Genomic DNA, 6,041 nt, shown 5'->3' on the forward strand with positions numbered 1-6,041 from the left:
GGGTTAGAGAGGAACGACCCGTAAGGATCCTGCGAAATGCCGTAGGACACGTAAAGGCTGCCATTCGGCGCGGGCTTGTAAACAATGCCGATCTTGCCGCCAAACAGCGTGTCGCTTTCTTCGTAGCGGGTGCTGCCCGAAAGGTCGGGTGTGGAGGAATTGATCTCGGCCTTGTAACGCTCGGCGCGCACGCCGCCCGTCACCTGCCACTGAGGATTGAACTCCACCGTGTCATAGAGATAGGCCGCAGCAGTGCGAACCTCGACATCACTTGTTGAGGTCGGAACCATCGGCGCGCCCGGTGCGCGGTTCGGATCAGGATTGAAGGGATTTGCCGTACCGGCGACCGTGCCGAAACGCCCGGCTTCCGACTCTTCCTTTGTCAGCTCGATGCCGGTTGACAGATTATGCTTGAGAGGGCCGGTCGCAAATTCCAGCGACACATTGGTCAGATTGCTGAGCGTCGTGTTCTCGCGATCATAGAACTGGGTCTGGGTGTTGACCACGCCGAGCCCCGAATCCCATCCGGTGGGAAGCGTGTAGCGCGCCGTGCGGTCCACCACCGAATAGCGTGTCTGGTTGCTGATCGTGGCGTTGGCGGTCAGGTCATATTCGAAGCGGGCGAGGAAGACATCGCTTGTCACATCATCAAAGTCGGACGACAGGCCATAGAAATTGTCGCGCGGAAGGCCTGCAAGTGCGGGATCGTAAGCCGCCTGAGCATCCGGGTTGGCGCTGTTCATATCAGCAAAGGCCGCACCCGGCAGGCCCCAGTCCGGCAGGTCGTTGCGCTCGACATGCTCATAGGAAAGCACGGTGCGGAAATCGCGCCCAAGGCCGAAGGCAACCGATGGCGCGAAGCCCCATGCCTTTGCCTCGGCATGTTCACGGCCCGGCACGCCACTATCCTCGACCAGCGCGTTGAGGCGGATGGCGGTTGTCTCATTGATCGCCTGATTCACATCCACCGTCGCGCGGCGACGGGCTTCGCTGTCATATTCATCGAAGCCGTAGCTCACATCCGCGCTGATGAAGTCCCGCTTGCCCGGCGTCTTGGTCTCGATATTCACATAACCGCCTGCGCTGCCACGGCCATTGTCCGCTGCCGGACCTTTGAAGACTTCCACGCGCTCCACATTGAAGGAATCGCGCGTATAGCTGCCGCTGTCGCGCGAGCCGTCGATGAAGATGTCGCCGCTCGCATCAAAGCCGCGAAGCTGGAAATTATTGGAGGTGGTGCCGAAGCCGTTTTCACCGGCGTTGTAGGAAATGCCGGGCGTGTTGCGCAGGATCTCGGTCAGGTTGCGCGCGCCCTGCTCCTTGATGACCTGCTGCGGAACAACCGTCACGGTCTGCGGCGTGTCGAGAAGCGGCGCGGTCTGCTTTGCCGAAGACAGAACATCGGTCGCATAGCCTTCAGTCTGCCCTCGCACATCAAGCGGGGCGGTGATGATGGCTTCTGCCTCTTCTTCCCCCTGAGCCGAGGTCGCCGCCTCGGTCGGTGCCTGCTGCGCATTCGCCTGAATGGCCGTGAAAGCAGAAAGAGAAACAGTTACGCCCGCCACGAGCGCTACTCGGGAGGCGGACGACAGCAGGTTGTTCTTGGTTTTCATCAACTCTTACCCCGAAAATGATATTGCAAGTCGTTCTTAACAACGTAATTTTCGTGGCAGCAACCCAAAAACAGCCTGGACTTGAGAATGAAACGCATTAGTGACATTTGCGCCACGCTTCTTTCGCGGCGTCCCCGGCGGGTCAGAATCAGCGAAAAATTGCCTCATCCTCAGTAAAGTTATTGATAATTACTCGCATATATGCCCTAAGTTCGCCTGTCGGCGGAGCGAGAATTAGTCGCAAGGGCGACGTGCTTTTTGCGATTGCGCGGGCATTGAGAAGGCCGTCGAATCCGGCGGGCTTTGTAAGAGTTGAAGGTTACAGGATGACATATGGTTCGGCCCGGAAAGGCCTGAAATCCGCACTCACCACCGCCTGTGCGGTATTGCTGGCGGGCGCCCTGCTGGCCGCCCCGCTTCAAGCTCAGGACGCGGCTCCCTCCGCGACGGCGCAGGAAGCGCTGCGGGGCAGCGAGGCGGGGACCGACCACACCGCAAATGAAGCGCCGGAAGGTGCCATCGGCACCACTGAAAGCACGCTCACGCTGGAAGAAGCGGCCGCCCCGCTGCCCCATGATCTGTCGCCTTGGGGCATGTTCTTGCAGGCCGATATCGTCGTGAAGGGGGTAATGATCGGTCTCGTCATTGCCTCGCTCATCACCTGGACCATCTGGTTTGCGAAGCGCATGGAGATTTCCGCCGCAAAGCGACGCGCAAAGCAGGCTTTCGCCACGCTCGCTTCTGCACGATCTCTGGATGATGCAGCAAATGAACTGGGCAAGGTGAAGGGGCCTGTCGCGCTGCTTGCCCATGCCGCCATTGAGGAAGTTCGCGCGTCCGGCGATGTACCGGACAAGGACGGCGTGAAGGAGCGCATTGCATGGCGTTTCCAGCGCATCGAAGCGAATGCGGCGCGCGAGATCGGCACAGGCACCGGCATTCTTGCAACCATCGGTGCGACGGCTCCCTTTGTCGGACTGTTCGGCACGGTCTGGGGCATCATGAACAGCTTTATCGGCATTGCGCAGACGCAGACGACCAACCTCGCCGTTGTCGCGCCGGGCATTGCGGAAGCGCTGCTCGCAACGGGGCTTGGCCTTGTTGCCGCCATTCCCGCTGTCGTGATCTACAACACATTTGCGCGCTCCATTGGCGGCTACAGGGCGCTTGTCGCGGACAGTTCGGCCGAGCTTATGCGGATCGTCAGCCGCGACCTTGATCAGGGCCGCCCCTCACGTCTCGCCAAGGCAGCGGACTGACACCATGGCTGTGCATCTTGATCATGGCGATGACGATCTCGCCGAAACGCATGAAATCAACGTCACGCCGTTTATTGACGTGATCCTGGTTCTGCTGATCGTCTTCATGATCGCTGCACCGCTCGCGACGGTTGATATTCCTGTGGACCTGCCCTCAGCCAATGCCGAACCGCAGCCGCGTCCGACAGAGCCGATCTACCTCTCCGTGAAATCCGATCTCACTCTTGTTCTTGGCGAAGACGTGCTCGCCGAAGGAACGCTGGGCACGGCGCTTGATGCGCGCACGAAAGGCGACCGTGAGCAGCGCATTTTCCTGCGCGCCGACAAGAGTGTCGATTTCGGCAGCGTGATGGATGTGATGAATGAGTTGCGGGCAGCCGGTTATCTCAAGATCGCGCTGGTGGGGCTTGAAGCGCCTGGCGTAAAATGAGCACCGTGACCTTTCCCGGCGCCCAGATCGAGGATCGCATGACCGATGCACCGGCATGGCGCGCAGGGACGGTCTTTGCGATCGCGCTCCATGCGGGCCTCGCCGCTGCCATCATCTTCGCGCAAATCGGCCACAAACCACCGCCGCCGGACACGGCCTCTGCCATCACCATCGACCTGGCGCCAATGGTGAGCGCACCGCCGGAACCTGAAACGGCGCTCCCCGAAGGGCCAAAAGAAGAAGAAACACCGCCGGAAGAAGAGGTGGTGCCTGAACCCGACCCAGTGCCCGAGCCGCCACGGGAAACAAAGGCAGAGGTTGCCCTGCCGAAGCCCGTGAGTCAGCCGAAGGAAGTGACCGCGCCGCGCGCTGTCGAGATGCCGCCTGCCGACACCGCAGCCGCGCCGGTGAATGCAGCCCCGCGCATGGTGAACACGACCACCATGCGGACTTACGAACATGTCATCCTCACGCATCTCGAACGGCACAAGAAATACCCGCGTTCGGCGCGGCGGCGCGGGCAGGAAGGGACTGCCTATGTCCGCTTTCGCATCGACCGGGAAGGCAATGTACAGACATCGCAGCTTGTTCGGAGTTCCGGCTATGAACTTCTCGATCAGGAAGTGCTCGACACGGTAACGCGCGCAAATCCGCTGCCCGCAGTGCCGCCGGAGATTTCAGGCTCCACGCTGGAAGTGACGGTGCCTGTGCGTTTTCATCTCGACTGATTATTCGCCGGTGAGACGCGCAAAGGCAGAGCCTTTCGGCGCGCCCTGCATCTGGTCGAAAATTGCAAGCGTATCAAGCGCCTCGAAAACCTGCGTGATGCCCTCCCGCCCGCCCCGTGCGAAAAGCGTGTATTCGTTTTCATAAGGCAGATTGCTGCCGCGATATTTCGCGCGGTAGATGAAGCGCACGGCGCTCAGTCTCTCATCACCCAGTTCATCGAGAATCTCGACCGTGCAGTCGGGGAAATAGACTTCCTCCCAGACCGAGCGGTTGAAGGCGAGAACGGCCTCCCGCCCTTTCATAGGGCGGGGATAGGGAAGCGAGGCTGAAAGACTCCACTCGATCTCCGGCGCGTAGAGGGCAGACATTTTCTCCACATTGCCAAAGGCGCAGACGAGGCGGCCAGCGGGTGTTGTCACCGTCATCTTCTTCTCCCTCGCGTCAGGGCGTGAGAACGACCTTCATCACATTGTCGAGCTTGCCGTCGAAAATCCGATAGGCCTCCGCACCATCCTTGAGCGACATGCGGTGGGTGATGAATTTTTCCGGCGTGAGGCGACCTCCCTGCACAAGCGGAATGAGTTCCGGCCAGTGACTCTGCACGAAGCAACCCGCAACGCGGAAGGTGAGCGACTTGTTGAAGGCGGTCCAGAGCGGATATTTGAAGGCCTGATTCTGGTTCGCACCAAAGACCGAAATGCTGCCATTTCGGCCTGCAACGGCAATGGCGAGTTCGATCGTCTTGTCGATGCCGACGGCCTCGACGGAACATTCAACCATCGCCCCATCGGTTGCTTCGCGGATTTCGGCGACGGCATTTTCTGGTTCGAGCGGAATGGCGCCGAGGGCGGCAGCGGCGTCGCGGCGTTCCTTCACGAGATCAATTGCAAAGACACGCGCCGCGCCGAGCACAAAAGCGGATTGCACGGCCATCAGGCCGATGGGTCCAAGGCCGACAATGGCGACAGTCTTGCCCGGGCCGATATCTGCGTTCTTGCAGCCCATATAGGCGGTCGGCAGATTGTCGGTGAGAAGCAGCGCCTGATCGTGGCTGATGCCTTCCGGGATGCGGGTGACATTGTGATCGGCCCAGGGAACGGCGATGCCTTCCGCCTGACAGCCCTGCAGTTGCGAGCTGAGGCCATAGCACCCCCACATCTGCTTGCCGCAGCGCGCAGGTGTGCCCGCGCGGCAGGCCTTGCACCTCCCGCAGCCGCCGGAACGCACGGCGGCTGAGAGCATCACCTCATCCCCCACTTTCAGTGTCTTTACATCGCGGCCGATCTCGACCACTTCGCCGACAGCCTCGTGCCCGACGCAATAGCCGGTTTCCTTGGAGAAACCCTGCCCGTGATAGATGTGAAGGTCGCTGCCGCAAATGCCGCAGGCTTTCATCTTCACGATGGCCCCATCCTGACCCATGAGGCCGGGATCGGGGAAATCCTCATAACGGATATCGCTTTTGCCGTAATAGCCAAGACCCTTCATGCTGGATTTCCCCGTCCGTCTTACTTGCTGTTCTGATATTCGGCGATCTTCAGCTTGCCGAGCTGCGACATATGCACTTCATCCGGGCCGTCAGCGATGCGCAGGAAGCGGTTGAGCGTGAAGAAGCCCGCAATCGGCGTATCAGCGCTGACGCCCATGCCGCCATGCGCCTGAATGGCGCGGTCCATCACATTCTGCGCCATCTGCGGGGCGACGATCTTGATGGCCGCGATCAGATCACGCGCCTTCTTGTTGCCATAGCGATCCATCGCGTCGGCAGCCTTCAGCGTGAGAAGGCGGGCCTGTTCGATCTCGCACCACGAGCGGGCGATGTCCTGACGGATGCTCGACTGGTCGGACAGCTTGCGACCAAAGGCAACACGGCTTTCGACACGACGCGCCATGATTTCAAGCGCGCGCTGCGCCTGCCCGATGGAACGCATGCAGTGATGAATGCGGCCCGGTCCGAGACGGCCCTGTGCAATCTCGAAACCCTTCCCTTCGCCCATGATGATGTTGCTC

7 protein-coding genes are annotated in these 6,041 nt (G+C 60.5%); 3 read left to right on the top strand and 4 right to left on the bottom strand.

The genetic code is table 11. The features are described 5' to 3' along the window. The coding region (locus WBF74_RS04910) for a TonB-dependent receptor (protein ID WP_424436039.1) at positions 1-1,613 on the bottom strand (1,613 nt) is incomplete at its 3' end. 326 nt (positions 1,614-1,939) lie between these two features. Here WBF74_RS04910 and exbB point away from each other — a divergent pair. From exbB to WBF74_RS04925, 3 genes are read left to right on the top strand one after another with little or no spacing between them, the layout of a single operon-like run. Beyond that, on the top strand, positions 1,940-2,872 hold the full coding sequence (gene exbB / locus WBF74_RS04915; RefSeq protein ID WP_424436042.1) for a tonB-system energizer ExbB: 933 nt from the start codon (positions 1,940-1,942) through the stop codon (positions 2,870-2,872). Between the two features lie 4 nt (positions 2,873-2,876). After that, positions 2,877-3,302, top strand: a complete 426-nt coding sequence (exbD, locus tag WBF74_RS04920; RefSeq protein WP_424436045.1) for a TonB system transport protein ExbD — start codon at positions 2,877-2,879, stop codon at positions 3,300-3,302. Then, the gene (locus tag WBF74_RS04925; RefSeq protein WP_424436048.1) at positions 3,299-4,030 is read left to right on the top strand and encodes an energy transducer TonB; all 732 of its coding nucleotides are present in this window, start codon (positions 3,299-3,301) and stop codon (positions 4,028-4,030) included. The genes exbD and WBF74_RS04925 overlap by 4 nt, the downstream gene beginning before the upstream one ends. Here WBF74_RS04925 and WBF74_RS04930 read toward each other — a convergent pair whose 3' ends face one another. From WBF74_RS04930 to WBF74_RS04940, 3 genes are all read right to left on the bottom strand, one after another. After that, on the bottom strand, positions 4,031-4,456 hold the full coding sequence (locus tag WBF74_RS04930; protein WP_424436051.1) for a nuclear transport factor 2 family protein: 426 nt from the start codon (positions 4,454-4,456) through the stop codon (positions 4,031-4,033). Between the two features lie 16 nt (positions 4,457-4,472). Then, entirely contained in the window at positions 4,473-5,519 is a 1,047-nt protein-coding gene (locus WBF74_RS04935; protein WP_424436054.1) for an alcohol dehydrogenase family protein, read from the bottom strand. Positions 5,520-5,539: 20 nt separating this feature from the next. After that, a partial coding sequence (locus WBF74_RS04940) for an acyl-CoA dehydrogenase family protein (RefSeq protein WP_424436057.1) occupies positions 5,540-6,041 on the bottom strand: 502 nt, incomplete at its 5' end.

Origin of the sequence: Parvibaculum sp. (genome assembly GCF_049672805.1) — a bacterium.
Classification (GTDB): domain Bacteria; phylum Pseudomonadota; class Alphaproteobacteria; order Parvibaculales; family Parvibaculaceae; genus Parvibaculum.

Coding starts and splice junctions, on each gene's coding strand:
- exbB (WP_424436042.1), top strand. CDS start 1,940: ATGACATATGGTTCGGCCCGGAAAGGCCTGAAATCCGCACTCACCACC.
- exbD (WP_424436045.1), top strand. CDS start 2,877: ATGGCTGTGCATCTTGATCATGGCGATGACGATCTCGCCGAAACGCAT.
- WBF74_RS04925 (WP_424436048.1), top strand. CDS start 3,299: ATGAGCACCGTGACCTTTCCCGGCGCCCAGATCGAGGATCGCATGACC.
- WBF74_RS04930 (WP_424436051.1), bottom strand. CDS start 4,456: ATGACGGTGACAACACCCGCTGGCCGCCTCGTCTGCGCCTTTGGCAAT.
- WBF74_RS04935 (WP_424436054.1), bottom strand. CDS start 5,519: ATGAAGGGTCTTGGCTATTACGGCAAAAGCGATATCCGTTATGAGGAT.